The 26118-nt window shown below is 72.2% G+C and carries 19 protein-coding genes, 2 tRNA genes and 1 pseudogene; 9 read left to right on the top strand and 13 right to left on the bottom strand.

Going from position 1 to position 26118, the window contains the following annotated elements; translation table 11 throughout:
* Positions 1-172: 172 nt before the first annotated feature.
* The 3 genes from ACFYQ5_RS28715 (at position 173) to ACFYQ5_RS28705 (ending at position 2511) form a co-directional block, all read left to right on the top strand.
* A complete protein-coding gene (locus tag ACFYQ5_RS28715; RefSeq protein WP_389201714.1) occupies positions 173-988 on the top strand; it encodes a YceI family protein in 816 nt (271 codons plus the stop codon).
* 93 nt (positions 989-1081) lie between these two features.
* On the top strand, positions 1082-1552 hold the full coding sequence (locus tag ACFYQ5_RS28710; RefSeq protein WP_389201712.1) for a PPOX class F420-dependent oxidoreductase: 471 nt from the start codon (positions 1082-1084) through the stop codon (positions 1550-1552).
* Positions 1553-1560: 8 nt separating this feature from the next.
* Positions 1561-2511 (top strand): NAD(P)-dependent oxidoreductase, encoded by a 951-nt coding sequence (locus tag ACFYQ5_RS28705; protein ID WP_389201710.1) that lies wholly within the window; start codon positions 1561-1563, stop codon positions 2509-2511.
* Between the two features lie 34 nt (positions 2512-2545).
* Here ACFYQ5_RS28705 and ACFYQ5_RS28700 read toward each other — a convergent pair whose 3' ends face one another.
* The 8 genes and pseudogenes from ACFYQ5_RS28700 to ACFYQ5_RS28665 all read right to left on the bottom strand — a co-directional run bounded on the left by ACFYQ5_RS28700 (position 2546) and on the right by ACFYQ5_RS28665 (position 12369).
* The gene (locus ACFYQ5_RS28700; RefSeq protein ID WP_389201709.1) at positions 2546-3319 is read right to left on the bottom strand and encodes a TetR/AcrR family transcriptional regulator; all 774 of its coding nucleotides are present in this window, start codon (positions 3317-3319) and stop codon (positions 2546-2548) included.
* Positions 3320-3399: 80 nt separating this feature from the next.
* A complete protein-coding gene (locus ACFYQ5_RS28695) occupies positions 3400-4899 on the bottom strand; it encodes an MFS transporter (protein WP_389201707.1) in 1500 nt (499 codons plus the stop codon).
* Positions 4900-5074: 175 nt separating this feature from the next.
* On the bottom strand, positions 5075-7243 hold the full coding sequence (locus tag ACFYQ5_RS28690; protein WP_389201705.1) for an ArnT family glycosyltransferase: 2169 nt from the start codon (positions 7241-7243) through the stop codon (positions 5075-5077).
* Complete coding sequence (locus ACFYQ5_RS28685; protein ID WP_389201703.1) at positions 7240-8541, bottom strand: glycosyltransferase; 1302 nt, start codon at positions 8539-8541, stop codon at positions 7240-7242. Before ACFYQ5_RS28685 ends, ACFYQ5_RS28690 begins: the two co-directional genes overlap by 4 nt.
* A 26-nt stretch (positions 8542-8567) precedes the next feature.
* Complete coding sequence (locus ACFYQ5_RS28680; RefSeq protein WP_389201702.1) at positions 8568-10193, bottom strand: sensor histidine kinase; 1626 nt, start codon at positions 10191-10193, stop codon at positions 8568-8570.
* 5 nt (positions 10194-10198) lie between these two features.
* Positions 10199-10936 (bottom strand): response regulator transcription factor, encoded by a 738-nt coding sequence (locus tag ACFYQ5_RS28675; protein WP_389201701.1) that lies wholly within the window; start codon positions 10934-10936, stop codon positions 10199-10201.
* Between the two features lie 89 nt (positions 10937-11025).
* Positions 11026-11473, bottom strand: a pseudogene (locus ACFYQ5_RS28670) (amidohydrolase family protein); the annotation flags it as partial.
* An 8-nt stretch (positions 11474-11481) separates the two neighbouring features.
* Positions 11482-12369 carry a DUF2797 domain-containing protein gene (locus ACFYQ5_RS28665; protein WP_389201700.1) on the bottom strand — a complete coding sequence of 296 codons (888 nt, stop codon included), beginning with the start codon at positions 12367-12369 and terminating at the stop codon, positions 11482-11484.
* Between the two features lie 141 nt (positions 12370-12510).
* Between ACFYQ5_RS28665 and ACFYQ5_RS28660 the strand changes: the two genes are divergently transcribed.
* The 3 genes from ACFYQ5_RS28660 (at position 12511) to ACFYQ5_RS28650 (ending at position 15528) form a co-directional block, all read left to right on the top strand.
* Positions 12511-13266 carry a hypothetical protein gene (locus ACFYQ5_RS28660; protein WP_389201699.1) on the top strand — a complete coding sequence of 252 codons (756 nt, stop codon included), beginning with the start codon at positions 12511-12513 and terminating at the stop codon, positions 13264-13266.
* 27 nt (positions 13267-13293) lie between these two features.
* Positions 13294-14238 (top strand): RNA polymerase sigma factor SigJ, encoded by a 945-nt coding sequence (gene sigJ / locus ACFYQ5_RS28655; protein WP_389201697.1) that lies wholly within the window; start codon positions 13294-13296, stop codon positions 14236-14238.
* Positions 14239-14331: 93 nt separating this feature from the next.
* Positions 14332-15528, top strand: coding sequence for an NAD(P)/FAD-dependent oxidoreductase (locus ACFYQ5_RS28650; protein WP_389201695.1), 1197 nt, complete (start codon positions 14332-14334; stop codon positions 15526-15528).
* A gap of 75 nt (positions 15529-15603) precedes the next feature.
* On the opposite strand, the gene ACFYQ5_RS28645 is transcribed toward ACFYQ5_RS28650, so the two are convergent.
* A tRNA-Arg gene (locus tag ACFYQ5_RS28645) sits at positions 15604-15676 on the bottom strand.
* Between the two features lie 206 nt (positions 15677-15882).
* A tRNA-Ser gene (locus tag ACFYQ5_RS28640) sits at positions 15883-15973 on the bottom strand.
* 322 nt (positions 15974-16295) lie between these two features.
* Here ACFYQ5_RS28640 and ACFYQ5_RS28635 point away from each other — a divergent pair.
* Together ACFYQ5_RS28635 and ACFYQ5_RS28630 are read left to right on the top strand one after the other, a co-directional pair.
* Entirely contained in the window at positions 16296-16766 is a 471-nt protein-coding gene (locus tag ACFYQ5_RS28635; RefSeq protein WP_389201692.1) for an SSI family serine proteinase inhibitor, read from the top strand.
* Between the two features lie 381 nt (positions 16767-17147).
* The gene (locus ACFYQ5_RS28630; RefSeq protein WP_389201691.1) at positions 17148-21239 is read left to right on the top strand and encodes a PAS domain-containing protein; all 4092 of its coding nucleotides are present in this window, start codon (positions 17148-17150) and stop codon (positions 21237-21239) included.
* A 101-nt stretch (positions 21240-21340) separates the two neighbouring features.
* Here the strand turns inward: ACFYQ5_RS28630 and ACFYQ5_RS28625 are convergent, their stop codons facing one another.
* The 3 genes from ACFYQ5_RS28625 to ACFYQ5_RS28615 all read right to left on the bottom strand — a co-directional run bounded on the left by ACFYQ5_RS28625 (position 21341) and on the right by ACFYQ5_RS28615 (position 24243).
* Positions 21341-22987, bottom strand: coding sequence for a long-chain fatty acid--CoA ligase (locus tag ACFYQ5_RS28625; protein ID WP_389201689.1), 1647 nt, complete (start codon positions 22985-22987; stop codon positions 21341-21343).
* Positions 22988-23156: 169 nt separating this feature from the next.
* A complete protein-coding gene (locus ACFYQ5_RS28620) occupies positions 23157-23711 on the bottom strand; it encodes a SigE family RNA polymerase sigma factor (RefSeq protein WP_389201688.1) in 555 nt (184 codons plus the stop codon).
* Positions 23712-23931: 220 nt separating this feature from the next.
* The gene (locus ACFYQ5_RS28615) at positions 23932-24243 is read right to left on the bottom strand and encodes a hypothetical protein (RefSeq protein ID WP_389201687.1); all 312 of its coding nucleotides are present in this window, start codon (positions 24241-24243) and stop codon (positions 23932-23934) included.
* A gap of 254 nt (positions 24244-24497) precedes the next feature.
* On the opposite strand from ACFYQ5_RS28615, the gene ACFYQ5_RS28610 reads away from it, so the two are divergent.
* A complete protein-coding gene (locus tag ACFYQ5_RS28610) occupies positions 24498-25382 on the top strand; it encodes a bifunctional DNA primase/polymerase (RefSeq protein WP_389201685.1) in 885 nt (294 codons plus the stop codon).
* Positions 25383-26118: the final 736 nt, after the last annotated feature.

The following is a 26118-nucleotide window of genomic DNA, read 5'->3' as shown; positions in this document are numbered from 1 at the left end:
GGGGGGGGGGGGGGGTGGGTTGTTGGGGGGGGGGGGGGGGGGGGGGGGGGGGGGCTGCCGGGGGGGGGGGGGGGGGGGGGGGGGGCGGGCGCCCCCCCCCCCCCCCCCCCCCGGGGCCCCGACTCATCGAGTCGCTGCTTACGAGTGATTTTGAGCAAGGAGAGAACAAGGGATGGGACTTCGCGCACAGGTACGCACGCGGGACGGCTGGGCCGTCCAGCACGCGATCGTGACGGTGACCGACATGACGGGCACCCAGGTGCTCCGCGCCGCCGCCGACGAGAACGGGGCAGTCCGCACCGAGGACCTCCTGCAGGCCGGCGCGTACACGGTGATCGTCACGGCGGTGGGTTACGCCCCCGCGGCGTCCACCGCACTCGTCACGGCCAGCGGGAGGGTCGAGGCCGGGACCGTGGTGCTGGCCCGGCAGGGCGGCGTGGAACTGCCGCCTCCGGGCACCTGGTCGCTGGACCCGGTGCACTCCTCGGTGGCCGCGGTCGCCCAGCACCTGGGGATCTCCAGCGTGCACGGCCGGTTCACCGACTTCGGCGGCCGTATCGAGATCGCCGAAGACGTCCAGCGCTCCCGGGTGGAGGCCTTCATCGCCTCCACCAGCATCGACACGGGCAACGCCATGCGGGACAAGCACCTGCGCTCGGCGGACTTCCTGGACGTGGAGACGTTCCCGGAGCTCACCTATCGTTCCCGTGCGATGACCCCGGCCGGACCCGACCGCTGGACGGTGCACGGCCTGCTCACGATGCACGGCATCGCGCGGGACGTCGACCTCGACCTCAGCTACCTGGGCACCGGGCCCGACCCGTGGGGCGGGGTGCGGGCGGCCTTCCACGCCACCGCGGAGCTGCGTCGCGACGACTTCGCCATGAACTACAACCAGGTGCTGCAGGCGGGCATCTCCGCGATCGGCACGACCCTGCGGGTGGAGCTCGACATCCAGGCCGTCCAGGGCGATTCCGTCCAGGGATAGGACCGCGGGGCGGGTCCGGTGCGTGTTTCGAAGGTCCCGCCTGGCCTGCGGGCGGACAGCGCTCCTTCCGAAAAACGCCCTAGTCTGGACCGTATGGCACCCAACATCGCGACCAACACCGCTGTGGAACGCGCGGAGCTGCTGGACTTCGTGCGGCCCCGGCACCGGGCGATCCTGCTGACCACCCGGGCCGACGGCCGCCCCCAGGGCTCCCCGCTCACCTGCGGCGTAGACGACGCGGGACGGATCGTCGTCTCGACCTACCCCGAACGGGCCAAGACCCGTAACGCCAAGCGGGACGAGCGCGTCAGCGTGATCGTCCTGTCGGACGACTGGAACGGCCCCTGGGTCCAGGTCGACGGCTCGGCCGAGGTGATCGACTCACCGGATTCGGTCGAGCCCCTCGTCGAGTACTTCCGCAACATCTCCGGTGAGCACCCGGACTGGGACGAGTACCGCGCGGCGATGATCAAGCAGGGGAAGTCCCTCATCCGGATCACCCCGGAGCGCTGGAGCCCGGTGGCCACCGGCGGATTCCCCGCGTACCTGGCCGGCGGCAGCTGACCGTACCGATGACGCCGCCCCACCCGGATCCGCTCGCGCGGGCCCGACTGCTGACCTCCCCGTCCGTGAGCCCGGCCGTGGTCCATGAGCTGGAACGGATCACCGGGCGCCCGGCCGGACCGCCGGACGCCCTCGCACCGCCCGATCGCCCCTTCGTGTACGTGGGCGACACGCTGCCCGAAGAGCTGCGGACCCCACGGCTGCTGTGGTTCCACAGCGTCAACGCGGGTACGGACGCGCTGCTGGCCGCCGGGCCCTGGCCCGAAGGGGCCCTGCTGACGCGGACCGTGGGGCGGATGGGCGAGCGGATCGCCCAGTACACGCTGACCTGGATCCTCGCCGAGTGCCAGTCCGTCCCGGAGCACGCCGCACAGCACTCCAGGTCCGAGTGGCGCCGCCTCCCGTCCGAACTCGCCGCCGGACAGACCGCCGTCGTCCACGGCACAGGGCGCGTCGGCTCCGCGGTCGCCGGCCTGCTGCGGGCCTGTTCCGTGCGCACGGTGGGCGTGGGCCGCAGTCCCCGTGCCGTCCCGGAGGGCTTCGACCGGGTGGTCCCGGCCGGCTCGGAGGCGGAGAGGGCGGCGCTGGCGGAGGCCCGGTGGGTGGTGTCCACCCTGCCCCTGACCGGCGCCACGGAGCACTTCTTCGACGACGCCCGGTTCTCCGCGATGCGGGGCGCCACCTTCGTCAACGTGGGCCGGGGCGCGACCGTGGACATGGCCGCGCTGGAGACCGCGCTGCACGGCGGCTCGGTGCGCCGGGCCGTACTCGACGTGCTGCCGGACGAGCCCGCCGGTCCCGCTGACCGGGCCTGGCGGCTGCCGCGCACGGTGATCACGTCGCACTCGGCCGGCATCACGGCCGACGAGGACGTCGTCTCCGACTTCGAGTCCTGCTGGCAGGCGGTCGCCGAGGGGCGTACGCCCGCGCTGGCCGTGGACACCCGTCGCGGCTACTGACGGCCCGCAGGCCCCGGGCACCGGCGCACGCGGTCTACGGGTGGCGCGCCGCGCGTTCGCATGTCGCCTCGATGCCCGCGATCAGGAGGTCCAGGGCGAACGTGAAGTCCCGCTCGCGCATCTCCTCCACCGTCCCCCCGCCACGGGCCTCCATCAGGCTCTCCGAGGGCCGCATGGCCCGGTGGAGCTCCGGGTCCGCGCGGATCGTGCCCATCGCCCGCTCGACGTACTCGTCCTGGGTGAGCCCGGCCTCCACCGTGCGCTGCACGAAGTGCCCCTCGGTGGTGCCGAACCCGTAGACGAACTGGAAGACCACCGCCATCGCGCCCGTCTGTCGCTCCGGTGGCAGCCCGGTGGCCCGGACGACGTCCTGGACGGCGTACGAGAACAGCATCGCGTGCGGGCCGATGTTCAGGAAGCTGCCGATGAGCGCCGACACCCAGGGATGGCGGACGAACATCTTCCGGTAGCTGGTGGCCAGTTCGCGCATCCGGTCGTGCCAGCCGGCGTCCTCCGGCGTGGCCGGGATCTCGCCGAAGACGGTGTCCAGGGCGAGTTCCAGCAGGTCGTCCTTGGTGTCGACGTACCAGTACAGGGACATCGCCGTGACATCCAGCTCGGCGGCGAGGCGGCGCATGGAGAACTTCGCCAGGCCGTCGGCGTCGAGCAGCCGGACACTCGCCGCCGTGATCCTGTCCCGGTCGAGGCCGGCCGGCTGGTCCGCCTTACGGGTGCGTGAGGGCGTCCGGGGGTCCAGCCACACACTGACCCGGGAAGGGTTCTTCACACGGTCTGCCGCGGACCCCATGGCGCACACTCCTTGTCTTGCGGTGGCACTCCTGCGTACCGGCACCCCTCGTCCGATGCTATGCCCGCCACCTGCGGTTCTCAGTCCGCTTCCGTACGCTCGGCCCTCCTCAGCAGGGCCGCGGCCAGCAGCCCGCCGGCCAGGACCGCGACCGCGCCGACCAGTTGGCTCGTCTCCAGACCCGAGGCGAAGGCGTCCATGACGCGCTCGCGGTCCGCCGCCCCGTCCTCGGCGGCGAGCACGGCGGGCAGCGAGGCCACCCCCGCGACCCCCGGTACGAGCGCGGCGAAGCGGGAGTTGAGTACGGCACCGAGGACGGCGACCCCGAGGCCGTTGCCGAACTCGGCGAGCGTGCCGTTCACACCGGCCCCCACGCCCGCCTTCTCCGGCGGGATGGCGCTCATGATCGCGTTGGCCATCGCGGGCATGGCCAACGCGACGCCCGCGCCCATGACGACCAGGCCGAGCAGCATGCCGTTGTAGTCCCGCCCGCCCAGCAGCGCGATCGTCCCGAGCCCGGCCGCCAGCAGACACATCCCGGTGGCGATGGCGACGGGTGTCCCCGCCTTCGCGACGAGCCTGGCGCCGAGCCCCGTGAGGTTGAGTGCGACGACGGTGAGGGCGAGCGGGGCCGTGCGCAGCCCGGCCTCGAGCGGCTCGTAGCCGAGGACGAACTGCAGGTGCTGGGTGAGCAGGAAGAGCGAGCCCGTCATTCCGAAGGCGACGAGGACCACCCCCGCGACCGCGCCCGTGAACCGCTGGTTGCGGAAGAGGCGCATGTCCAGCATGGGATACGGGACATGGAGCTCCCACCGGACGAACCCGGTGAGCACCGCGACCCCGGCGAGACCGGTCAGCAGGACCTGCACCGAGCCCCAGCCGTGCTCGGGGCCGGAGATGATCGCGTACACGACGGCCCCCATGCCCAGGGTGGAGAGGAGCGCCCCGACCAGGTCGGGGCGGTCGCCGCGGGGGTTCCTGGACTCCGGGACGAGCCGGACGACGGCGATCAGGCCCAGCACCGCCACGGGGATGTTGATCAGGAAGATCGCCCCCCACCAGAAGTGGTCGAGCATCGCCCCGCCGAGGAGCGGACCGGCGGCGAAGCCCAGGGAGCTGACGGTGGACCAGATGCCGATCGCCTTGACGCGTTCGGTCTCGTCGAAGATCTGCACCACGACCGCGAGGGTGGTCGTCATCAGCAGCGCACCCCCCACGCCCATCCCCGCCCGGGCGGCGATCAGCTGTCCGGAGGACTGCGCGAGCCCGGCCGCCAGTGAGCCGACGCCGAACAGGGAGAGGCCCGCGACCAGCATCTTCTTGCGGCCGTAGCGGTCGGCTGAACTGCCCGCGGTGAGCACCAGTCCCGCCTGGACGAGTGCGTAGGCGTTGATCATCCACTGCACATCGGCGGTGGAGGCGTGGAGATCCGCGGTGAGCGAGGGGATCGCGACGTTCAGGACGGTGTTGTCGAGCAGCACGGTGAGCTGGGCGAGGCAGATGACTCCGAGGATCAGCCAGCGCCGCGCATGACCGTTCCGGGGCGTGCGGTCGTTCGGCTCGGTGACGGTAGCTGTCATGCGGACTCCTGATCCACTTGCACTTCTACGGTGTACGGGAGGTGTTCCTGTACACCGTAGAGCACTTCCTGTACGCCGTACAACGCATAAGCGCGCAGAGCCGCGAAGCACGACAGGGCGGTGGCCCCGGAGTCCTCGCTCCGGGGCCACCGCCCTCTTCCGCCGCTCCGGCGCCCTAGCTCTTCGGCTGGGTGAGGTCGTAGAAGGTCGCGCTTCCCGCCGTGACCTCCTTGAAGTTCTCCGTCACCCACGCCGAGATCTGGGACGAGGCACCCTCCCCGCCCATGCCGCCGCCCATGCCACCCGAGATGAAGTAGTGGATCTTTCCGTCCTCCACGTACCTCCTGAACCGGGCGAGCGTCGGGGACGGGTCGCTGCCGTTGAATCCGCCGATCGCCATCACCGGGTCACCGGTGGCGAGCTGGTAACTCGCGGCGTTCTGCGAACCGATGGCCGCGGCGGCCCATGTGTAGGCGTCGGCGTCCTGCTTCAGGAGCGTCTCGGCCCCGGAGTCGACGGAGGCTCCGTTGAGCAGACCGCCCATGCCGCCACCACCGCCCGCGCCGCCTTCGCCCGCGCCACCACCGGGCATGCCGCCCTGCTGACCGCCGGGAGCCTGGCCCTGCCGGGTCTGACCCGGTGTCCCGCCGCCCGGGAAGCCGCCGGCCTGCGCGTTGCCGGGTGCGTTGCCCGCTGCCCGGCCGCCGCCCTGCTGCGTGCCCTGGCCGGGGGGCCGCATACCGCCGCCGGGACCGCCGCCCTCACCACCGCCTGGGCCACCGCCCCGGCCGCCGCCGGGTCCGCCCATGCTCGCGCCCGACGGGCCCGCCGTGACGATCGAACCCTGGTGCCCGGTGTTCAGCGTGCTGATCGTGTACGCCGCCGGCCCGGCCAGCGACGCCGCGAGGCCCAGGCCCACCACGCCGAGCGCCAGCGCGCGCCCCAGCCGTGCGGCGAGCAGCAGGCCCACCGCGGCGACCAGGCCGCCGATCAGGACGGCCCAGCGCAGCCACGGGAAGTAGTCCGGCGTGCGCCCCAGCAGGACGTACGACCAGACGGCCGTCGCCGCGACGGTCACGCCGAGCGCGGCGCCCGCCCACCACCTGGCCCGTTCCTCCCAGAGGGCGGTGGCACCCATGCCGACCAGCGCCGCGATGCAGGGCGCGAGGGCGACCGTGTAGTACTGGTGGAAGATGCCGGCCATGAAGCTGAAGACGACGGCCGTCATCAGCAGGGAACCGCCCCAGGCGAGGAACGCCGCGCGGGCCGCGTCGGTCCGCTTCGCCCGCCAGGTCAGCCAGATGCCCGCGACCAGCAGGATCAGCGCGGCGGGCAGCAGCCACGAGATCTGGCTGCCTGTCTCGGAGTTGAACATCCGGCCGATGCCGGTCTCGCCCCAGCCGCCCCCCTGACCGCCACCGCCACCGCCACCGACGCTGCCGGTCTCCTCGCCGTTGATCCGGCCGAGTCCGTTGTAGCCGAAGGTGAGTTCCAGGAAGGAGTTGTTCTGCGAGCCGCCGATGTACGGGCGCGAGGAGGCGGGCCACAGCTCGACGACGGCCACCCACCAGCCACCGGAGACGACCGTCGTCAGCGCCGCCAGGCCGAGCTGGCCGAACCGCTTCCGCACGGACACCGGTGCGAACACCGCGTACAGCACGGCCAGCGGCGGAAGGATCAGGAAGGCCTGCAGGGTCTTCGACAGGAACGCGAGACCCACCGCGACGCCCGCCCAGACCAGCCACTTCGTCCGGCCGCCCTCCAGGGCGCGCAGCACGCAGGAGACGGTGACGGTCATCAGGAGCGCGAGCAGGGCGTCCGGGTTGTTGAAGCGGAACATCAGCGCGGCGACCGGTGTCAGCGCGAAGACCGCCATGGTGATCAGCCCGGCGGCGGCGCCGAAGCGGCGGCGCACGGCGGCGTGGAGGACACCGGCCGTGGCGACCCCCATCAGCACCTGGGGCACGAGGATCGCCCAGGAGCTCAGGCCGAAGACCCGCACCGACAGGGCCATCGGCCAGAGCGTGGCCGGGGGCTTGTCGACGGTGATGGCGTTCGCGGAGTCCAGCGAGCCGAAGAAGAAGGCCTTCCAGCTCTGGCTGCCGGCCTGTACGGCAGCGGAGTAGAAGGAGTTGGCGTAACCGGAAGCGCTCAGATTCCACAGGTAGGCGAGCGCGATGACCAGCAGCATCGCGAGGAAGGCGGGCCTCGCCCAGCGCGGGTCCTCGGGCCTGCCCCGGCGGATGCGCCGTGTCAGCGGTTCCCGGCCGCCCCCGGCGTGCGCGGAGGCCCCTGGGGCGCCGGGCGGGGCCGGGACGTGGTCGGAGTGGGTGGCGGCGGTCATCGGACGTTCCTCAGTTCGTGTGCGGAACCCTTGCGGGCGTCCTGGTGGGCGGTGCGCCGGTCGGGGAAGACCCAGGCACGGAGGAGCAGGAACCGCAGCACCGTCGCCGCGAGGTTGGCGATCAGCACGGCGAGTTCGGTGCCGTGCGACGCGTCTCCGGACGTGCCCAGGGCGGCGAGCGAGCCGCTGGTGAGGGCCAGCCCGATCGCGAAGACGACGAGCCCCTGTGCCTGGTGGCGCACGGCGCCGCCCCGGCCGCGTACTCCGAAGGTGAGCCTCCGGTTCGCCGCCGTGTTGGCGACGGCGGATACGAGGAGGGCCGCCGCGTTGGCGGACTGCGGGCCGGCACCCAGCCGGAAGAGGGAGTACAGGGCGAGGTAGACGAGGGTGGAGAGCACGCCCACGACACAGAAGCCGACCAGTTGCCTGGCGAGTCCGCCGGGCACCCCGGGCACGGCCCGGTCGCGCGGGTCGTCGCCGAAGGGGCGTGCCAGCCGGTCCAGCGGCAGGGCGCCGGTGGCCAGGGCCCTGCCCACCCGCCAGACCCCCTTGAGGTCATCGGTCGCGGTCTTCACGATGTGCACCGTGGAGTCGGGGTCGTCGACCCAGTCGACCGGCACCTCGTGGATGCGCAGCCCGGCCCGCTCGGCGAGCACCAGCATCTCGGTGTCGAAGAACCAGCCGGTGTCCTCGACCATCGGCAGCAGCCGCTGCGCGACCTCACCCCGTATGGCCTTGAAGCCGCACTGGGCGTCGCTGAACCTGGCGGACAGCGAGGAGCGCAGGATCAGGTTGTAGGCCCGCGAGACGAACTCCCGCTTCGATCCCCGCACCACCCGCGAACTGCGGGCCAGGCGCGAGCCGATGGCCAGGTCGGAGTGGCCGGAGATCAGCGGGGCGACCAGCGGCAGCAGGGCGTTGAGGTCGGTCGAGAGGTCCACGTCCATGTAGGCGAGGACCGGGGAGTCCGAACGGGACCAGACGGTCCGCAGAGCCCGCCCCCGGCCCTTCTCCTCCAGCCGGTACGACCTGACCTCCGGGATCACGGCCGCGAGCTGGGCCGCCACCTGGGGCGTACGGTCGGTGCTCGCGTTGTCCGCGACGGTGATCCGGAAGCCGTAGGGGAACGTCCGCGCCAGGTGCTCGTGCAGGCGCAGCACACACGTTTCGAGGTCCTTCTCCTCGTTGTACACGGGGACCACCACGTCGAGCACGGGTACGGGTACGGGAGCGCCGACCTCTGCGGCCAGGAGGTGTTCCCGGGCCGGAAGGGTGCTCCAAGGAGTGTCGGTTCGCATGACACCGACACTCCTCAACCCCCCTGTCACATCCGTGTGCTGAGCCTGTGGTGCGCCTGTGAGTGCGTCACGGGGGCGTAGGGGGTGTGGTCCGTACCGGCCGGGAGAGTGCTTCCGGGGACGTTCTCCCCGTCTCCCGCGTACGCCGCGTCCGCCGGCAGACGCACGGCGAAGACCGTGTCGCCCGGCACCGACCGCACCTCGGCCTGCCCGCCGTGCGCGGCCACGACGGCCTGCACGATGGCGAGGCCGAGCCCCGTCGACCCGGCGTGCCGGGAGCGCGACGCGTCGCCGCGCGCGAACCGTTCGAAGACACGGGGCCGCAGCTCCGCCGGGATGCCGGGCCCGTTGTCCTGGACCTCCAGGATCACCCAGGGCAGCTGCCTGCTCGCCTGGCGCACCCGGACCGTGACGGTGGTCCCCGGCGGGGTGTGCGCGCGGGCGTTCGCGAGCAGATTGACCAGCACCTGCTGGATCCGCGTCGGATCGGCGAGCACCGTCGCCGGCGCCTCGGGCAGTTCCAGCCGCCAGTGACGGGTGGCGCCCGGCGCACCGTCGGGGGCGCGGTCCGCGACACGGGCGTCGCTCACCGCGTCGATGACGAGCGGCGAGAGATCGGTGCTCTCGTACGAGAGCGGTCGTCCGGCGTCGAGACGTGCCAGGAGGAGCAGGTCCTCGACCATGCCCGTCATCCGCTCCGCCTCGGACTCGATCCGCCCCAGGGCGTGCCGGGTGTCGGGCCCGGTGTTCTCCCTTCCGCGCCGGGTCAGTTCGGCGTACCCACGGATGGAGGCGAGCGGGGTGCGCAGCTCGTGGCTGGCGTCCGCGACGAACTGCCGTACCCGCGTCTCGCTCTTCTGCCGTGCGTCCAGGGCCGAACCGACGTGGCCCAGCATCCTGTTGAGAGCCGCACCGACCTGGCCGACCTCGGTACGCGGATCCGCCTCGGCATCCGGGACCCGTTCGAACAGGGCGACCTCTCCGCTGTGCAGCGGGAGTTCGGAGACCCGGGTCGCGGTGGCCGCCACCCGGTGCAGCGGGCGCAGGGCGACGCCGACCATGGCGGCACCGGCGATCCCGGCGGCGATGAGCCCGGCACCGGTGACGCAGACCTCGACGAGGATGAGGGTGGTGACGGCCTTGTCCACCTCGGCCGTGGGGATGCCGACCAGGACGGACGTACCGTCACTCGACGGGACGACCTGCACGCGGTAGCTGCCGAGGCCGGGGAGTTCGACGTCATGGGGGTCGCCGTCCGGGGTCACCCCCGAGGCTTCGAGGGCGTCCTCCTGCGCGTCGGTCAGCTCCTCGGTGCTCTGCGGGGCATCCGGACCGTTCATCACCTTGGAGACGGTGACGGAACCGTCGGCGACCACCGCGCCGACCGTGTCGGGGCCGCCCCTGCCGACGAAGCCCAGCGGATCACTCCCCGGGCCGCCCGGAAGGATCGTGCCGCCCCCCGGCGGACGCGCCTCGGCCAGCCTGGTGATGTCGTGCAGCTGGCTGTCCAGCTTCCCGTACATGTAGCTCTGGAAGGCGATCGCGGTGACCGAACCGATCACGGCGGCGACGACCGCGATGAGCGTGACCGCGTACACGACGAGCCGGGTCCGCAGCGTCAGTGGCCGGCGTGCGCCGTTCCTCCTGCTCATGGACGTCAGTCGCCGGGCTTGATGAGATATCCCGCCCCGCGCCGGGTGTGGATCATCGGGGTGCGCCCCGCGTCGATCTTCTTGCGCAGGTAGGAGATGTACAGCTCGACCACGTTGGCCTGGCCGCCGAAGTCGTAGTTCCAGACCCGGTCGAGGATCTGTGCCTTGCTGAGCACCCGGCGCGGATTGCGCATCAGGAAGCGCAGCAGCTCGAACTCGGTCGCCGTGAGGTGGATCGAGGTGTCGCCCCGGCTCACCTCGTGGCTGTCCTCGTCCAGCACCAGGTCGCCCACGACGAGCGTCGACTCGCTGCGGACCGCTGCCGTACCGGAGCGGCGGATCAGCCCGCGCAGCCGCGCCACCACCTCCTCCAGGCTGAAGGGCTTGGTGACGTAGTCGTCGCCACCCGCCGTGAGACCGGCGATGCGGTCCTCCACCGCGTCCCGCGCGGTCAGGAACAGCACCGGCACGTCGGAAATCTCACGCCGCAGCCGGCCCAGTACGGCCAGCCCGTCCATGTCGGGGAGCATCACATCGAGGATCACCGCGTCGGGGCGGAAGTCACGCGCCGTACGGACGGCGCCCGCACCGTCGCCGGCGCTGCGCACCTCCCACCCCTCGTAGCGCAGGGCCATGGAGAGCAGCTCGGCAAGCGGAGCCTCGTCGTCCACGACCAGGACGCGGACGGGGCTGTGGTCGGGCCTGAGCAGTTCTGTACGCCCCTGGGGCAAGGTCGTCGTCATGGCTCAAGCCTGTGAGACGGCCGTGAGAACGACCTTTCCCCTACCTGTGAATTCCCTGAGAAACGTCGGCGGACCGTCACCCCCTGACGGAACAGCTCGCTCGCGTTCCCGAGGCAGACAGCCCGCAGCCACGCGTCACCCAGCCCCAGCCGCTCCAGGGCGTGCAGCTGATGGGCGTACGGGTACGGAATGTTCGGGACGTCCGTGCCGAGCAGGATCCTGTCCCCCAGATCGGCGAGGCGCCCGCGCTCCGCGACCGGGAACGGCGTGAGGTCCTCCGTGAAGTCCGTGAACGCCGTGGTCGTGTCGAGCCGCACCCCGGGGTACGCCGCCGCCGGCGCCAGGAACTCCGCGTACTCCGGCATCCCCCTGTGCGCCACCACCAGCTTCAGCCGGGGGTGGCGCGACAGCAGGCGGCCGATCGGCCCGGGACCCGTGTACGCGCCGGGCGCCGGCCCTGACCCCGCAGTGCGTCACCACCGGGACCCCGGCCTCCGCCAGCAGCCCCCACACGGGTTCCAGCAGCGGATCGTTCGGCGATGAACTCAGAACAGCCCGTCCTGCACGCCACCGGCCCCCACGGCCACGACCGGCACGCTCAGCCCCGCCCGCGCGTCCGCGCCCACCAGGTCCCAGCCGGTGACGAGCCGCGTGTCCAGCACGACGACCTCGCCGCCCACGGTCTCCAGATGCAGATCGGGCCCGGCCGCCGCCACCAGCCGCCCGGCCACCACGCCGCCGCCCACCAGCCCGGTCACCACCCGCGCGACCCGGCCCGCGCCGCCGAGCCCGAACACCCCGGCGTGGTCGACCGCCTCGAACGGCAGCCGCTCCAGCGCCTCCGGCCATCCGGCACCCGCCAGCGCCACGGCCCGCCGGTACAGCCCCTCGATCTCGGCCGCCCGCTCCACCGCTCCCGGCAGCTCGTCGCGCACGGCACGCTTGCGCGCGTACGGGATCCGGTCCGGCACCCCGAGCGCCGAACGCAGCAGCTCCTCCGTGCGCCGCGCGGCCATCAGCGGCCCGCGCCCCAGCCAGCTGAACACCACGGCCCCCTGTTCCCGCAGCCGTGCGGCGTCCCGCGCCTCCCCGGTGATCCCGACCTTGACCATGCCCGGCCCGAACCAGGCCAGATAGACGCGGTACGTCCGCGGGTCGTCGGCGATCGTGTCGGCGGCCACCGAGTGCGCCCGGTCCAGCCGTGCGCACTCCGCGCACCGCGCCCCCGTGCTCCGTGCCGGCACCAGGGCCCCGACCGGGCACGGATTGCCGCGCGCGCCCACACAGTGCCGCTCCCCCTCGGCGCGGAACCCGAGCTCCTTCCCGTACGCCAGGACACTCGCCCGCCCCCGCCCGGTCCCGTCGCTCCGTGCCCATCCGAGCACGGGTTCTCCGTGGGGCCAGCGCAGACCGGTGCACCGCCAGCCGCTCATGCCGTCCCCTCTCGACTCACCTGTGGGATACGGGCGGACCCCCGTGGTCCGCCTCGCCCGCCAGCGTAGAACCGGTGGGTTTCTAGAGTGAAATTCTAGAAAAAGGCTCCATTACAGCGTTCCAGCGGTCCACGCTGAACCGTGTCCTCAACGGAGCTCCCCCTCTCGCTCACGTCGCGGCAGGCCGCCGACGGCGCCATCGTCACCGTGCCCCTGCCGACCGGTGCCGCCCGCGTCCGCATCCCGCCCTCCACGGACGGCGACCTCGTCCGGGCCCGGATCGACGGCCGGGAGGTGCTCCTGCGCATCCGGGTCTCCGGGCCGTCGAACGGCGTCAAGTGGCTGGCGGTGTTCGGAGTCGTGACCGCGTTCGTGCTCGCCGCGATGCTGGTCCACTCGATCGACGACGACAGCGGCTCATCCACCGCCTCACCCGGCGCCTCGGCCTACGAGTCCTCCACCGACGGCCCGTACTCGGAGGACCCGTACGCCGAAGACCCCACCGCCGCGGAAACCGGGGACACGGAGGTCACGGAGGAGCCCGAAGCGGCCGACGACCCGTACACCGACGACTCCTACACCGAAGATCCCTACACCGAGGATCCGTACGACACGGAGACCGAGGAGCCCGAGCCGTACGAGTCCGGCACCTGCCTCAACGGGACACTGCCGGATTCCACGACCGCACAGGAGGTCAGCGACGTCGACGAGGTCTCCTGCTCGGCCTCCGACGCCCACTACCAGGTCATCGAGACGATCCCCGCCACGTCGGACATGAGCAGGTGCGCATCCAACTCCAGTACGCAGTACGCCTTCTCGTACCGCTACACCCTCAACGGGGCGACCCTCAACGAGTACGTGTACTGCCTGATCGGCCTCGGTTCCTACGCACGCTGACGGAGGCTCGGCGCTAGGATCCGGGCCATGGCTCTGACGGCGGACCACATGGACCGGTTCGAGGCCTCCATGCCCCGGCTGGAGGCCATCGCCTACCGCATGCTCGGCTCCGCGAGCGATGCGGAGGACGCCGTGCAGGACACGTTCCTGCGCTGGCAGGCCGCCGACATCGACCGCATCGAGGTCCCCGAGGCCTGGCTGACGAAGGTCCTCACCAACCTGTGCCTCAACCAGCTCACCTCGGCCAGGGCCCGGCGCGAGACCTACGTGGGCCAGTGGCTGCCCGAGCCGCTGCTCGCCGGGGACCCGATGCTCGGCCCGGCCGACACCGCGGAGCAGCGCGAATCGGTCTCGTACGCGGTCCTCGCCCTCATGGAGCGCCTCACCCCCAACGAGCGGGCGGTGTACGTGCTGCGGGAGGCCTTCGACTACCCGCACCGGAGGATCGCGGAGATCCTCGACATCACCGAGGCCGCCGGCCAGCAGATCTTCCACCGCGCCAAGAAGCACCTCGCGGACGGCAAGGCCCGCACCGAGATCGACGAGGCCGCTGCCCGGCGGATCGTCGAGGAGTTCCTCGACGCCGCCACCAGTGGCCGCACCGAACCGCTCGTGCGGCTGCTCACCCAGGACGCCGTCGCGATCGGCGACGGCGGCGGCAAGGTCCCGGCCCGCACCAAGGCCTTCGAGGGCGCCCTGGCGGTGGCGACGTTCATGCGGGGCCTGTTCAAGCCCAGCAAGGCCAAGCGCGCCCTCGTCGGCGGCTCACCCGAGGTCTACTCCACGACCGCCAACGGCGCCCCTGCCGTCGTGGTGGTCCTCGACGGCAGGGTCATCGGCGTCATGTGCCCGGAGGTCACCGCCGGGGGCATCGCCGCGTTCCGCAACCAGGCCAACCCCGACAAGCTCGAACGCGCGACCCGGCGGTGGGCGGCCACCGACCACGGGGAGCCCCTGTTCCACGCCTTCTGACCCCGTTGTGAGGTGCTTCATATCAGGACCCTGTCAGGAAACGGCGGGCTGCCCGGTTCAAGGGGCGAACCCGCGCGAGACAGGAGCAGGGAAATGAAGCACCGCATCATCGTCCTCGGGGCCGGATACACCGGAGCCATCGCCGCCGGCCGCCTCGCCAGGCGACTGCACCGCGAGGACGTCGCCATCACCCTCGTCAACACCGAGCACGACTTCGTGGAGCGTGTCCGGTTGCACCAGCTCGCCACCGGTCAGGACCTCGGACTCCGGCCCCTCAGCAGGATGTTCGCGGGTACCGGCGTCGACCTGCGGATCGGGAAGGCCACCGGCGTCGACGTCGACCGCAGGACCGTCACGGTCCTCGACGCGAACGGCGCCGAGGAGCTGGCGTACGACAGCCTCGTGTACGCCCTCGGCAGCGGCTGGAACCCCCAAGGTGTTCCCGGCACCGCCGAACATGCCCACGAGATCGCCGGCCGCTCGGGAGCGCTCCGGCTGCGCGAACGCCTGGCCGGACTGGACGCCGGACAGCCCGTGGTCGTCGTGGGCGGCGGCCTCACCGGCCTGGAGGCCGCGACCGAGATCGCGGAGTCCCGCCCGGACCTCGACGTCGCACTCGTCGCCCGAGGCGGACTCGGCGACTGGCTTTCACCGAAAGGCCGCCGGCACCTGCGGAAGGTCTGCGACGCGCTGGGGATCACCGTGCACGAGCACACCGCCGTCACCGGCGTCGAGGCCGACCGCGTCACCACCGCCGGCGGTGGGACCGTCCCGGCCGCGGTCACCGTGTGGACCACCGGCTTCGCGGTCCACCCGATCGCCAAGGCCACCACTCTGGAGGTCACCGGAACGGGCCGGATCGTGGTCGACGGGACCATGCGCTCGGTCTCGCACCCGGACGTGTACGCCGTCGGCGACGCGGCCATGGTGATGGGCCCCGGCGACAAGCCGCTGCGGATGTCGTGCGCCTCGGGCGTCCCCTCCGCGTGGCAGAGCGCCGACGCCATCGCGGCACGACTGACCGGCGGGAAGCTCCCGAGCGCCCCGATCCGCTACTTCAACCAGTGCATCTCGCTCGGCCGCAGGGAAGGCCTGATCCAGTACGTCACCGCCGACGACCGCGCCGTCCGCGCGGCCCTGACCGGACGGCTCGCCGCCCTCTACAAGGAACTGGTCTGCAAGGGCGCGGCCTGGGGCGTCGCCAACCCGACGCTCGGAATGCCGCCCCGCCGCCGCCGCGTCGTACAGGCCGGAGCCCGAACCACCTCGGCCACCAAGGCGTCGGCCTGACCCGGCCGGCAGGGACCGCCGTCCACGCAAAAGCGGAGACCCTCAGGATTTCTCCTGAGGGCCTCCGGCCTGCTGTGCACTCGGCAGGATTCGAACCTGCAACCTTCTGATCCGTAGTCAGATGCTCTATCCGTTAAGCTACGAGTGCGTGTCCTCGGCGTGAGCCTCGGTTCCGCTTCCCGGACTTTTCTGCCCGGTCGGCGTTGCGAGAACAACATTACATGACCTGCGCCGTGACGCGAAATCCGTTACCCAAACCGCCTCCGAGCTGCGGAAACATCGCTCTGAGGCCGGTTTTCGGAAGCTGGATACGACCGAAGCCCCGTGCCTGGGGCACGGGGCTTCGTGATCTTGCGGAGGCGGAGGGATTTGAACCCTCGATGGGCTTTAAGACCCAAACCGCATTAGCAGTGCGGCGCCATAGACCGGACTAGGCGACGCCTCCAGCACACCCCACGCAAGCGCGGGTGGTGCGTGCAGATGATGACACAGTCGAGCGTGCTGTCACCAATCGCCGCTCACGGTACTAGGCAGGTGGGCCGCTGAGCAAAGCGCCCTGCGGCGAGTGTTCCGGTTATCCGTGCCGGTCGGCTCTTCCGATCGGCCCCCCATGAGTTGCGCAACGTACGGGCGCAAGGAGCGTTAGAGAGGAAGAGGGCTCCGCCCTCCGTCCGTCACCCCATGTGCCCGGCGCTCGTCGTCAACGCGGCGCGCGTACCGGAGCAGACCGGCGCGCTCCCCGCGCGCCAGAACAACAGGAGCCCCGCATGCTGCGCCGTCTCACCCTCACCGCCGTCGCGTCCCTCGCCGCGCTGTCCGCCGCCGTGCCCGCCGCCACGGCCGTGTCCCCTCTCGTGCCGCTGCCTCCGCTCCCCGTGCTCCAGGGGAACTGGCCGACGGTGCAGGACACGGAGACCCGGCTCACCGTGACGGTCTCGGAGTCCGGCAATCCGACGGCCGACGGGATCTACGAACTGAAGTGCGGCCCGGCGGGTGGCAGTCACCCCTCCGCGCAGCGCGCCTGCGACCTGCTGGACGCGGCCGCGGAGTCGGGGGGCAACCCCTTCGTGGCCACGGACCGGAACGCCATGTGCACCCAGCAGGCAGGTGGGCCGGCCGCCGCCCGGGTGCAGGGCACCTGGCAGGGAGAGGTCGTCGACGCCCGGTTCAGCCGGGCCAACGGCTGCGAGATCTCGCGCTGGAACAACCTCGTGCCGGTGCTTCCCTCCGCGCGGTAGCCGGTTCGGCAGGGTGCGCGCCCCCTCACTCCGTAACCGGTTCGGCGGGGCGTGCGCCGGGACTTCGGCCGGGCCGAACGGCGTGCACCGGGGCGCGCGCAGGCCACCTCCCAGAGGCCTGCGCGCCGTCTTTCAGGGGCACTTCGGGCGGCCCCCGGACCGACACCGGGACACATCGGTGCACGTCAGAGGGGGCGCGCATGGTCACGACATGGACCACCGGCGTACACCGTGTGCACAGAACCTTGGTGAGAGCTCCCCCTCATCCGCCGCCCGCCACGCGCTCCCTGCCTTTAGACTCCTCCAGTGACAGCCTGAGGCCCGAGGGGCAGGATGGGGCCCGCTGTCGGCAAGGTGCGGTATTCAGGGAGGAAGCGTCTCGTGAGCAGCAGGCCATCCCGAGGCGCTGCTCGCCTCGCAGCCATACTCGACGCCCTCCCGGACGGGCTCCTGCTCGTCAACTGCAACGGCACGGTCGTCAACGCCAACACCATCGCCCTCGAAATGTTCGAGACCCCGGGCACCGCGCTCGTGGGACGCGGACTGCTCGATCTGCTTCCCGGGTTCGACTCCAGGCTGATCCCGGGGTCGATGCGCAGGCCGGACGCTGCGGACGAGCAGGGCAGGACCAAGCCGACGCGGATGACCGCGCGCCGGACCGACGGCACCGAGTACCCCGTCGAGGTCACCAGCGCGTCCCTGGACAGCGGCCAGGCGGGCTACAACGACATCAACTCCAGCTACACCGGCGACGAGCTGCTCATGCTCGTCGTACGGGATCTCTCCGGCACCGTCGACACCGAGGCCGAGCTGGCCCGTTCGCAGCGCCAGACCGAGATGATCCTGCGGGCCGCCTCCGAGGGCGTCGTCGGCACGGACACGGACGGCCGGGTCGTCCTGGTCAACCCCGCCGCCGCACAGATCCTCGGCTTCCGTGCCAGCGACCTCGGAGGCCAGGAACTCCACCCGCTGATCCTGCACTCGCGCGCGGAGGGCGACCCGTTCCCGTACGCGGAGTCACCGCTCGCCGACACCCTCAGGTCCGGCCGCAAGCACCGGGTACGCGGGCAGGTGCTGTGGTCCAAGAGCGGTGCCCAGGTACCGGTGGACCTGACGACCGCCCCGGTGCGCGACGGGGACCAGCTGGTCGGTGCCGTCATGACGTTCACCGACCGCAGGCCCTACGACGAACTGGCCGAGCAGCACACCGAAGAGGTCTCCGGCCTGACCGAACGGCACGCGGCCGAGATCGCCGAGCTCACCGCGAGTCACCGGACCGAAGTCGCCGAGCTCACCGAACGGCACGCGGCCGAGACCGCCGACCGGACCGAGCGGTACGCCTCCGAGCTGGAGGAGCAGGCCGAGCGCCTCACCGGCCTCGACGCGCGGCACACCCAGCTGACCGCCGTGCTGGGTGAGTCCCTGCGCGGGCCGCTGGAGGAACTGCGGGGCGAACTCTCGGCTCTCGCCGCCGACCCGGCCGGCCAGCTCTGGCCCGAGGCCAACCAGATCCTGCACCACCTCGCCGCGGGCTATGCGCGCATGACGACGCTCGTCGACAACGTGTTGAGCTACCAGCGCCTGGACAACGGCACCGAGGAGCTCGTCAAGCAGCCGGTGCTGCTCGACTCCGTGGTGACCGCGGGCATCGACGGCGCGGTCGAGCTGATCGGTCCGGGACGTGCGCAGTTCGCGGTGCACGCACCGCCGATCGAGGCCGAGGTCGACGCGGGCCGGCTGATCACGGCGCTCGCCCATCTCGTCGCCGACGTGGCCGGTGTCGACTCGACCGGCAAGGCCCGGACGGTTCCGGGCGGCGGTTACGTCGACTCCACGGTCGTCGTGGCCGCGGCGCAGCGCGGTGACGTCGTACGCATCGAGGTACGCGGGCCGTTCGCCGGAGGTGACCCGGTGCATGTGCCGATCGTGCGCGGGATCGTGCACGCGCACGGAGGTGTGCTGCAGACGCACGAGATGCCCGGGATGAGCGGCAGCGCGTACGTTTTGGAGGTGCCGCTCGGCACGGGCGCCGGGACCGTCGCGCCCGCGCCGCTCCCGGTTCCCGAGGAAGCCGCCGCCCCCGCGTCCGTACCCGAGCCCCCCTCCCCGCCCACGCAGGGCGGCCGGCGGCGGGCGCGCAGGGGGTCGACGGACGCGTTCCTGGACAGCCCCCTCGACGCGGCAGAGGCCGCTCCGGAGTCCGGTGACACCGCGGCCGCGGAGCCGACCGGCCGGCGCAGGGCGCGCCGCGCGTCCACGGATGCCCAGGAACAGCCGCAGGAACAGGACATGACCCTGCCTCAGCGGGGTGAGGGATCCGGTCGCAGGCGCGGCCGGCCCAGCCCGGCGGAGACGGGCAGGGAGACTCCGCCGGAGCAGCCCCGGCAGGCGCTGGCGCTCCCCGCCGCGCCCGCCGCTCCCTCGGAGGGGTCGGTGGTCACGGCGGCCGAGGGCGCGCAGGGAGGTGGCGGCCGCCCGCAGCGCGGGCAGACGGTGCCGCCCCAGGGCGTGCCGCATAACGCCTCCGGGCGCCAGGGCGGCGCCAGCCGGCCCGCGCTGCCCGCCCTCGCCTCGTCCGAGGCCCGTGGGCCGCAGGAGCAGCCGCGGCCGGAGCAGTCGGCACAGCAGGCACAGTCCGCACAGCAGCCCGGAGGGCGACGGGCCCGCCGGGCCCTCGCCGCGGCGCAGGAACGCGCCGCCGCGGCCGAGCCCACGGGGCCTCGTACGGCCTTCGCGCTGCCGCCCGCCGCGGCGGACCGGATCCCTCCGACGGCTCCGGGCTCGCCTGTCGTAGCACCGCCGTCCGCCGCCGCACCGGCGGCCGCCGCCGCGCAGCCGCTTCCGGCCCCGACCGCGCCCCGGCCGGTCCCGGCCCCCTCCGGTGTGCAGCCCTCCCCGGCAGGGGAGGGGCCGCTGCCCGAGCGCCACGACGCCGTACGCGCGTCGCCGGACGCGGACCACACCCCGCCGCAGCCGCACCCCCTGCCGTCCGGCCGCCGGAGGGCGCGGTCCGCCGAGACGCCGGAGCCCCAGGTCCGGCCGGGCCATCCCGTACCCGGGCAGCCGCTTCCCGCCGTCCCTCCGCAGCCCGACTGGGCACAGAGCGGCACCCCCGTGGAGGGTCCGGCCGTCCCGGCGCCCGAGGACGACATGGGCCCGGCAGGCGGCGACGAGTCCTGGGCGGGCCAGGGCGGCACCACGCACGCCACGGGCACCGTCGCCGCACCGGCTCAGGAGCCCCCGGCGCCCGCACCGGATCCGCATCCGGCCGACAGCGACGTACCGGCCCCCGTCCCGGACGCGCGGCGTCAGCCGCTGCCCGCCGAGGCACCCATGCCGGAGTCCTCGGATTCGACCCAGGGCCGGGCGTTCAGCGTGCGGACGCTGGGTCAGGGCGTGCCCTTCGCGCAGCACCTCGCGCATCAGCAGAACCAGACGCTCGGCGGTGCCGGTCGGCGCCGTAAGCTCGCCGCCCCGCCCGAGGCCGAGCGGCCGGCGCCGCCCGGCATGGCTCCCGTGCCGCCGCAGCCCTCCCCGGCCCCTGTTCCGCCGCAGCCCGGCCCCGCCCAGGGAAGCACCGTGCAGGGGTCAGGCTCCGGTCAGCTGCTGTCCCCGCCGGCGTCCGAGGGGCGTTCGTACGCGATAGGGGCCCCCGACGAGGGTGCCGAGGGCCCGGAGCCGCTGGACGGCCCCGGTGGCGCCGTCGAGGTGGCCAACCGCCCGCAGCCGCAGCCCGTCGACGACGAGCTGCCCCCGGAGCCGCTGGACAACCCGCGCCGGCTGCTCGTCTGGCCGGCCCCGGACGTGTCGACCCAGCAGGCCCTCAGCGACCGCGGCTACCGCCCGGTGATCGTGCACTCCCGCGAGGAGGTCGACGCCCAGATCGCGGCGTTCCCCGCCGCGCTGTTCGTCGACCCGCTGACCGGGCCGATCACCCGTACGGCGCTGCAGTCGCTGCGCCAGGCGGCCGTGGCGGCCGAGGTCCCGGTGCTGGTGACGGCCGGTCTGGGGCAGGCGACCAGGGAAGCGGCGTACGGTGCCGACCCGGCCGTCCTCCTCAAGGCGCTCGCCCCGCGCGACAGCGACCAGCATCCGCCGAGGGTCCTGGTGATCGATGAGCACGAGGAGATCGCGCTGGCGCTGACGGACACGCTGGAGCGGCGCGGCATGCAGGTAGCGCGGGCGTCGGGCGACAGCGAGGCGGTCGACCTCGCCACGCGAGTGCGGCCCAATCTGGTGGTGATGGACCTGATGCAGGTACGCCGTCGGCGTGCCGGGATCATCGACTGGCTCCGCGCGAACGGCTCGCTGAACCACACACCGCTGGTCGTCTACACCTCGACAGGCATGGAGGAGGCGGACCTTCCGAGGCTCGCCTCCGGCGAGACGGTGCTCTTCCTCGCCGAGCGCTCCACGAGCGACGAGGTGCAGGCCCGGATCGTGGATCTGCTGGCGAAGATAGGGACGAACTGACGCCCGGACGTCATAGGGGCGCCTACGACGTGGGCGGCACAGAACACACGAGGGCGGTACGGAAGCATCCGTACCGCCCTCGTCGTAGGCCGTGGCCCGGCTCAGAGGTGCGTGATGTCCAGCTCGCCGTCGGCGTACTGCCTGCGGATCACCTTCTTGTCGAACTTGCCCACGCTCGTCTTCGGCACCGCCGGCACGATCGCCCAGCGCTCGGGCAGCTGCCACCTGGCCACGGACTGGGCGAGGAAGGTCCTCAGCGCCGCGTAGTCGGCGGTGGCTCCCTCCTTGAGGACGACGGTCGCCAGAGGGCGTTCGCCCCACTTCTCGTCGGGGACGGCCACGACCGCGGCCTCGGCCACATCCGGGTGGGCCATGATCGCGTTCTCCAGATCGACGCTGGAGATCCACTCGCCACCGGACTTGATGACGTCCTTGGCCCGGTCGGTCAGCGTGAGGTAGCCCTCGTCGCTGATCACGCCGACGTCGCCGGTCTTCAGCCAGCCGTCCTCGCTGAACTTGTCCTCGGGCCGCAGGCCCTCGCCATCGGCGCCACCGTAGTACGCACCCGCGATCCACGGGCCGCGGACCTCCAGCTCGCCCGCCGACTCGCCGTCCCACGGCAGGTGTTCGCCTCCAGGACCGGTCAGACGCGCCTCGACGCCGGCCGGGAAGCGGCCCTGGGAGACGCGGTACGGCCACTCCTGCTCTTCGGTCAGTCCGGCCGGCGGGTTGGACATGGTGCCGAGCGGCGACGTCTCCGTCATGCCCCAGGCGTGGCAGAGGCGGACGCCGAGCTTGTCGTACGCCTCCATCAGGGACGGCGGACACGCGGCGCCGCCGATCGTGACGCGGGCCATGGAGGAGAGGTCGCGCGGCTTCGCGGTGACCTCGGCCAGCAGCCCCTGCCAGATGGTGGGAACGGCCGCGGCGTGCGAGGGCCGCTCCTGCTCGATCATGTCGGCGAGCGGAGCCGGCTGCAGGAAGCGGTCGGGCATGAGCATGTTGACGCCGGTCATGAACGTCGCGTGGGGCAGCCCCCACGCGTTCACGTGGAACTGCGGCACGACCACCAGGGTCGTGTCCTTGTCGGTCAGCCCCATCGACTCGGCCATGTTGACCTGCATGGAGTGCAGGTAGATGGAGCGGTGGGAGTAGACGACGCCCTTGGGGTCACCCGTGGTGCCGGAGGTGTAGCACATGGCGGCCGCCTGGCGTTCGTCCAGCTCGGGCCAGGCGTACGTGCTGGGCCGGTCCGCGATCAGCTCCTCGTACTCGTGCACCCGGGGCACGGCGCCGTCGAGTACGGAGCGGTCACCGGGGCCGGACACCACCACGTGCTCGAGGGAGGGCAGACGGGGGAGCAGCGGTGCGAGCAGCGGCAGCAGCGAACCGTTGACGAGGACGACCTTGTCGTCGGCGTGGCCGACGATCCAGATCAGCTGTTCTGCGGGAAGCCGCAGGTTGAGCGTGTGCAGGACGGCGCCCATCGAGGGGATCGCCAGATACGCCTCGACGTGCTCGGCGTTGTTCCACATCAGGGTGGCGACACGCTGGTCGCCCTCGACACCCAGCTCGTCGCGCAGAGCATGCGCCAGTTGCGCGGCGCGCCTGCCGATGTCGGCGAAACTGCGCCGGTGCGGCTCCGGGGCACCTGTCCAGGTCGTCACCTGCGACGTCCCGTGGATGGTCATCCCATGGGTCAGGATGCGGGTCACAGTCAGCGGTACGTCCTGCATGGTGCTGAGCACGGCGTCCTCCCGGTGGGCGCTACGCGGCAGTAAGGGTGCGCTGATTCTGCTCACATACCGAGCGGTATGTCACTACTCCCGGGAGTACGAATCGGTGTCGGCCATCGGAACCGCGCTGCGGAGCCGGCGCGGGAGGGCCGCGCGAAGGCGGCGGCGGAACGCCTGCCGGTCACCGGACCGGGCTGAGCTCCGGATCCTCGCGGAGCTTCCCCAGGGCCCGCGACACGGCACTCTTGACCGTACCGACGGACACGCCCAGCACCTCGGCCGTCTGGGCCTCGCTGAGGTCCTCGTAGTACCTCAGGACGACCATGGCCCGCTGGCGGTCCGGGAGTTTGAGCACGGCGCGCCACATGGCGTCGTGCAGGGTCTGCTGCTCGGCCGGGTCCGGCGCGGGCGCGGCCTCCTTCTCGGGCAGCTCCTCGCAGGCGAACTCGTCGACCTTGCGCTTGCGCCACTGCGAGGTGCGGGTGTTCACCAGGGCGCGGCGGACGTATCCGTCGAGCGCGCGGTGGTCCTCGATCCGCTCCCAGGCCACGTACGTCTTGGTGAGGGCGGTCTGCAGCAGGTCCTCGGCGTCGCTCGGGTTCGCTGTGAGGGACCGTGCGGTCCGCAGCAGCACGGGGCCCCGGGCCCGCACGTACGACGAGAACGACGGATAACGGCGGTGTCCGGCGGAGGCAGCGGCCGCCCTGGAGGCGCGGGTGCAGACTGGCGTGGTCATGACTCCACGCTAGGAGCGGGCGCGGGCGAGGGGATCGGCCCCAGGTCCCGAAGCCGCGTCCGCCTCAGGTTGTAGGGGTCGGGCGGGCTCCACCTCCTGAAGGTGGAGAAGGGGTCCACCCACCTCAGGGTCCTCACCCCGGGGGGCACCCCGCCACCGAACCGAAGCGGCCCGTGCGCCGACGGTGTGACCGCCGCCGCACGGGCCCGCCCCGCTCAGCTCACCAGAGCGGCGTGAAGGTCACCGCGACGATGTCCGTGGACTGGTCGATCACCGTGAAGGCCGATCCGTTCACCTGGGCCGAGTTGCTGTGGTTGGAGGCGCCGAAGCCGACGGCCTGCTGCTGGGACGTGGACGAGTTGCCGGAGTTGTTCCCCCCGACACCGCCGGACCCGATGGTCGCCACCGCCGCGTTCGATCCGTCGTTCGCGAACGAACCGTTGTCGGCCGTCGCGACCCCTCCGAACAAGACGGCGGTGAGAGGCAGAGCGGCGACGACGGCGAGGGCGCGAGCGGTACGGATACGTGCCATGTCAATTTCCTCCAGGAACCGAAGATACGGCTTGATACGGCTGGTTCCGAAGCAGTTGGCCGACCGCCTCGGTGCTGGTCACGACGTCGCGGAAGCAAAACTGCCCACCGCACTCCTGGCGAACCGCCCATGCCGCGCGATTCCCTCGCACGTATGAATAACACCTGATAAACCTCCCGTACGAGGAAAAACGTTCCGCGTCGAGCACCCCCGACCCCCTTCCCTTCTTCGAACGCTTGTACGAAAATGGCTCCATGGCCACCACCGCCCAGCAGACCGCCACCCTGGCCCTGGCCCACGCGCTCTCCGCCGCCGAGCGCGGGCTCCCCGTCTTCCCGCTGTCCGCCACCAAGCTCCCCGCCCTCCGCTCACCGCACCGCGACGAGGACCCGCCCGTGCGGTGCCGGGGCGCCTGCGGACTGCCCGGCCACGGGGTCCACGACGCCACCACGGACCCGGCCACCGTCCGCGCGCTCTTCGCCGCGGCGCCCAGGGCCACCGGATACGGCATCGCCTGCGGACGGCCGCCGCACCACCTCATCGGCATCGACCTCGACATCGACCCCACCTACGGCAACGACTCCGTCGCGGCGCTCCAGCACCTGGCCCTCCAGCACCTGTTCACCATCCCGGCCACCGTCACGGTGCTCACGCCCAGCGGCGGCCGGCACCTCTGGCTGACGGGCCCCTCCGGCGTCTCCGTGCCCAACTCCGCAGGCCGCCTCGCCCCTGGCATCGACGTACGCGGAGCGGGCGGCTACCTGGTCGGACCCGGCTCCGTCACGGCCCACGGCAGATACCGGCTGGCGCCCGGCACGGCCCACCTGACACCGGCCCCCTGCCCCCGCGCCCTCCTGCGCCTGCTCACGCCCCCACCGCGCCCCCACCACCCCACCGGCCGGGCCGCCCCCGCCCGCCAGGGGCAGGGCCTGGTCCAGTTCGTACGCGACGCACACGAGGGACAGCGCAACACCCGTCTGTTCTGGGCAGCTTGCCGCGCGTACGAACACGGCTTCGGCGACGCTCTCGCGGACGCCCTCACCGACGCGGCGATCGGCACGGGCCTCACCGAACAGGAGGCACGCGCCGCGATCGCCTCGGCCGCACGCCTGACCACCCCGCGGCGGAACAGCCCTTGACGCGCGTTCCGCTGCGCCGGCAGGGGTGTGGATGGGGTGAACCGCTGCCTCACCATGAGTACGGCCCCCGACCGATTCAGCTGGTCAGGGGCCGTTCACCTGCGGTGGGTGTGGGATTTGAACCCACGGTCACATCGCTGCCACGACGGTATTCAAGACCTTTTGGTGATCACGACCGCTGACCGCTGGACCGCAGCTCAGACGGGTGCTGTCTCCCCCGTGGAGCCCGTCTTCATCGTCATCGTGCCCGCTACGTGCCCCACAGGTATCGCGGGAGCCCGCTGGTGCGCTCTGCGCTTGCTCGGCCGGTCAGTGCACTACCTGATCGTTCAGGAGAACAGGGAGCCCACCAGTATCGCGCCGTAGTGTGTGCATTGGTGCCGCCGCTTGCAGTAGCGCTTCGCCCGCCACAACGAACGCCGCGTGAACTGCTTCTCGCACCAAACGCACTTGCGAGTCGTCGCATCCCCCATGACCACGACCCTATCGGCCAGCGTCGATGCCCTGCACAGGAACCAGCGGCGGCCGCGTTCCCGGACGAAGCGGTTCTTCTCCGGCGCGGCCCACCGGTGCTGCTTCCGGTCCTCGGCGGGCCGCCACGTCTCCCGCACGTCAGACGGGTGCGCATACCCCAGCGGAGCCGTGAAGTTTCCCCGTGATCTTGAACACGATGTTGTTACGCCGCGAGGGTCTGGCCCTGTTGGTAGCGCAATCGGGTCTCGTGGGGCGTGAGGTA

Source organism: Streptomyces sp. NPDC005794, assembly GCF_042871445.1.
GTDB lineage: Bacteria > Actinomycetota > Actinomycetes > Streptomycetales > Streptomycetaceae > Streptomyces.
Note: the sequence above shows the minus strand (reverse complement) of the source record. Positions and strands in the feature narration are given on the sequence as shown.